Raw genomic sequence first — 5,081 nt, forward strand, 5'->3', positions numbered from 1 at the left:
GCATGAAATAATGCATTGTAAAGAGCTGATACAGAGTTCTTCCTTCCCCAAAAAGACTTTAATCGTTTATTAATCCTATCCATCCATTTTTCTGACTCAACTAAATCATGTTCCAGCTCTTGTACACACTTCTCAATGATTAGCGCATCTACAACTGGGACTGTTTTAATATCTTCTATCTCCTCAACTGTATGGGTACGAAGCACACGTTCTATAGAATATCCATTCTCCCAATCCTTAAGGTACCCTTCAAGGACCAATGTCTCTTCTTCATTAGAATTTAACCAATCTTCAATAAATAAAGCGCATATATTAGGAGAGGACGATCTCCAGTTTTCTTCCCACTCCCTAAAGCTCCATTCAATGTTTTGCCTCAAATGCTGGTAGGTAAGAACATTCATTAAATACTGTATTGGGTTTGGATTATTCTCAAAAGATACCCCAAAATACTGTTGAATAATTTCTAGTGTCCGGTCCCAAGAATAAAATTTGCCTATTCTCCCCGCTAATTCATTTCTTTCGATACTTAGCCCATTTAAAAGTATATTTTTTGAAATCAACCTTATTTCCGGAACTTTCGCCCCAGACAAAACAGCAAGAATGGATAGCTCCAACTCCTGTTCTGAAGCATTGGCCGGAATAATCTTTCCAAGCATAGATTTCCGTTCCTTACTTTTAAAGAACAATGGATACTTTTTCATCATTTCTCTGAGAACATAATCACTTATTCCAAGACTTTCAGCCAAAATTGCAGTTTCATCTGACTTAAATTCCGTACCATATAACAGAATGTCCAATAGGAGATTATTCGTATCATCTGGTTTAGAGAAATTTGCATATAAAAGGAATGAGTCATTAGGTCTCTCAATTTCAATTTCCAGTTTAATGCCAAAAAAGTTTCTTTCAGTTAATTGGCGCACTTGAACCTCTGGTAAAGCCCCGGTTAAATCATCTATTGATTCTTGCTCATTTGAATCATACCAAAATACAATAGCACGACCTTTCTTTTCATTTTCGTCACTAATTTTTTCTTTTATCATTTCGATGACATTCAAGTGGGTCACCCCTATTCGAAAGGAAAGAGAAAACTTTCCTCTTCCCAGTTACAATTTTTTTAGTTTTAATTCTTTGTGTACAATATTATTGCCTTACTAAATAATGATGCTGTAACTCTTTCTTAAATTCTTCTTTTATTTGACTTATAGCCTTTTCTAAATCCGATTCACTTTCAATCTTTTCTAATCCACTGAAAAATAAATTATAGATTTGATTTTCTGAAATATGCTTAGGAGTTTTTTCAATAACTACATCTGGTATCATTTGATATGCTTTTTCTTCAGTATTTGTTGCATCCTCTAATATCTGCTGAAGTAATAAACGAATAGATGTAACCCGTTCTCCCTTTTGAATCCCCTCATAAATCAGTTTGGCTTCCGACAACTGATTTTCTATAAAGGTAATGATTTCAGGATAAGGAATGAAAACCTCTTTATCGTGTAGGGAGTTTATTTTAGAAATCGCATGTTCCGCTTGTTTTAATACAGCTACCTTTTGCTTTTTCATTTCCTCTTCCAGCAATTCCCTTAACTTTTTAACAAATGTTGGGAGTACGGGAATATCACGATAGGGACTCTCTTTTATAAGAATTTGTTTAATTTGAGATTCGATTTCCCTGATTTCTTCATTGCGGATAATCACTAAATCCTGCTTATACTCATTCAATGTACTTACAGCTTCATCAAATTTTTGAATTGGATTCTTAAAATAAAATCCCTGTAATTTGTCAATAATAGAAAACCAATTATCCACCTCATCCTCCAACTGGATAAAACTTCTAACAAACTGTTCAGAATCCCTGTTTTGTAAGAGGCGTTGGGTTTCTGTAGTCACTCTTGCTAATTCTTTTTCACCAGGATAAGGATATTCGCTTGATAAGGATTGATTTCTCCGTTCTCTTATCTTTGCCATTGGCTCAATAAACATCTCTTCCACCTTGGGCAGTATCGTACGATGATAATCTTCGTATGTGTCGAAAGTTTCTTGAATGGCGAAAAACTCGCGACATAAAATGATTATATCTTGTTTCACTTCACGATCCATCGCGACAATCGGGATAATAACTAATCGATCTCTTTCTGATATTTTTTCTATTCGATCATAAAAATGAGGATTATTAGGTGTGAATGGTTCACCGGCATAACTTAACTTTACTTTACCTGCGTTCATTAATCCCAACAGTATTCCAATAGTATCTTGTTCCTGCCAACCATAAGGAACATTTTTATATTTACCTAGGATATCTTTTAGTGTTTTTCGATCGTTAAGTCGTGCTAATTCATCTACATAATGCCTCATATCATCAAAAGCTTTTTGGTTATTTACTCCAAAAAGATTGTTCTCCAAACCTGCTTCGCTAATCTGTATCCATTCTTGTTTACTATTCCTAAATGAAATTGGTGTATCAATGTAATGAAATCTTGAATAGGTACTTAAAACAAGCATTTCTAAAGCATTGTCCAATCGAACATCGAAATTTCCTTTAAATGAGCGTTCTTGACCTTGAATACAAATCGTTGCTTCATTACACGATTTTCGCAGTAATAATTCGGCCTTGTCCGCGTATTCATCTATTTCGGACTGTTTGGCATCAAATATCCTGTGCTGTAATTGTGTTGTTCCTGGGCCACGCTTACGTCGAATATAGGTCTGAACTTGTTCAATAAACCTTAATGCACTCTCTGCTTCAGCAAGTGATTCTGGTTCAAGACTAAGTACAAGCACCCCAGAATTTGCTTGTAGTGCGGCTTCAGTCGGAGTAATCCCTCCTGAAAATACCTGCATAGTTAATGCGTGACTCATCGGCCCCTTAGAATAACTATCGAATCTTTTATTAAAATCAAATGTGGCTGAGATATTATCTTGTTTAAAGTCATATCGAATCTTAGGATACATTTTTCCAAAGAACAAGTCGCTAAGCTTCTGTTTAATTATCCTGTGATCAACTTCTTCAACACGTATTTCTCGATTGATCTCCTGTTCCTCATCAGATAAGAATGAATAGGTACCATCTGCATGCTGTTCAATGAACATGGCCTGTTGAAGTCTGTTTAAAGACTCTTTAATTCTTAACTCAAGCGGCAGCCTTTCGTCATGAATAGTTTCTAAAGATAACGTAGCAATATTATTTGCAGTTGCTTTTATCTCATCAATCCCCTTAATTAAATAAAGGGTCATAAGGACCGGTATATCCTCTTGTTGGAGGATTTCATTATTACGGGCCCTGTCTTCTGCCCTAGCAATTGTACTTGTTATATTGGATTCAAGATAGTCTCTAATAAAAGGGTAGAACTCTGCCAATGTAACCATATTGGAAACCGACTCTTTTGCATTAGCAAGGATTGCCTCTTGGAATCCTTTTAATAAAGAACGTTCTCCGTGGGCAACAGCAGCTCCACCTTCACCCTGATTTCTAATTTTTGTAAAGATTTTTTGTAATAAATCCACCTGATATGGAACAAAAGGATAAATAGACACAAACTCTTTTGCAGACCGATACCCAGAGCGAAGTTGAGTTGTATTATGGTCAAAACTAAGACGATTTCTAATCATCTGTTCTTCTTGATCATAAATAGTAACTAAAGTGTCTGACGCAATTTCCGTCTTTTCAAGTAACCTTTTTTTAATGACCTCATCTGTATTAGCGCTAGAAAGATTAATCTTTGTGGCAAATCTCCCTTGAATTTTTGAAAAGTCCTTTGTACTATCCAAATTTGACACTGTAGCCTCTAGTTTTTCTTGCGATGTGACAAGTACCCAAGCTTGCCCACGGCTTCGATTCCCTAAATCCTCAACCACGGTTTGTAAGTTCAACATTAGGCTTGTATTATTTCCTATATACTGACCAACCTCATCCACTAAGAATATTAGTCGGTAATTGTTCCCGCGCTCACGACAGTAGTCAGCTATTAACTGGGAAAGCCGTTCAGATGTCATCTCAAAGGTGTGTCGATTTACTTCAAAAAATGCTTCTGCCGTACTCTCTTCGTATCCGATTTTGACAAGTGCCTGAACAATTTTTCTCTTTCTAAGTAAGACTTTTAAACGAACCTGTTCCCACGAGTTCCCAGTAATCTCTGAAATTGCAAATTTAAAATCATCGTATTTATTGTCGTCGGCTAGTTGACGCTCCATTTCTGCTACCCATAGAGTATCTGAATATCCCAGATGCCGGTTGAAAACACGCAAAAATACCTCGACAATACGCTCCTTTTCACTGGAGGCTGACGAAGTCCTTGAGTCAATATTAAATAAGATTGCATCAGTCGGATATTGTGAGCATTCTTCCATCATGCTTAAAAGATATCGATTGTTAGTTTTTTCGTAAAAGTATTGGACTGGACTTTTTCCTTGTACAATTCTGTTATGGAGAATATAGGATAGTATTTTCAGAAAGTGTGATTTACCTGAACCAAAGAAACCTGAAATCCAAACACCAATGTCTGCAGATGGATTCTTGTATACAGCTATGTAATTCTTAAAGAAAGTTTCAAGAAAATACGTCCCTTCTTCTGTCATTACATACTCTTCAAGCTCATTTCGTATAGTTGCCTCATCCAATTGACCTGCTTGTACTACACTATTGATATTGCGGTATATATCTTTTTTGAATATTTCTTCAACTAACATCTGCTTCCCCCCAATTTAAGAAATCCTAGATAATTGATAATCGTCTTCATTATCCAAAATTCCAAACATTTTCAGCCTTAATCCCGTAAATTGTCCAGGATAAAACAAAACAATTGGCTTTCTATAGGCATTCACCGATAACATTTTTAAAAGCTGACTGGATCGTATGTACGGATAAGCACTTCCTACTCCAGTGATAAAGATTATTTCAGCCTCTTCAGTTTGAGCGATAAAGCTTTCCACCACCGTTTGCTGTTCGTCTAGGATTGTTTCTATTGCATCAATTAACCCATCTATGCCCTCCTCCTCACTAAGTTCCTTTAATTCTTCCAGTTCATCTTTGAAAAAACTTAATAGAAATTCAAACAAATTTATTTCCTTTATATTTAAAACGG

2 protein-coding genes and 1 pseudogene are annotated in these 5,081 nt (G+C 35.8%); all 3 read right to left on the reverse strand.

Features of this window, described 5'->3' with window-relative positions; genetic code table 11:
* A pseudogene (locus V7137_RS27510) lies at window positions 1-1,055 on the reverse strand (BREX-1 system phosphatase PglZ type A); the annotation flags it as partial.
* A gap of 85 nt (window positions 1,056-1,140) precedes the next feature.
* A complete protein-coding gene (gene brxC, locus V7137_RS27515) occupies window positions 1,141-4,686 on the reverse strand; it encodes a BREX system P-loop protein BrxC (protein ID WP_335701015.1) in 3,546 nt (1,181 codons plus the stop codon).
* Between the two features lie 15 nt (window positions 4,687-4,701).
* Window positions 4,702-5,081 (reverse strand): BREX protein BrxB domain-containing protein (locus V7137_RS27520; RefSeq protein ID WP_335701016.1); only part of this gene is annotated, 380 nt, incomplete at its 5' end.

Source organism: Neobacillus drentensis (genome assembly GCF_036962765.1).
GTDB lineage: Bacteria > Bacillota > Bacilli > Bacillales > Cytobacillaceae > Neobacillus > Neobacillus drentensis_C.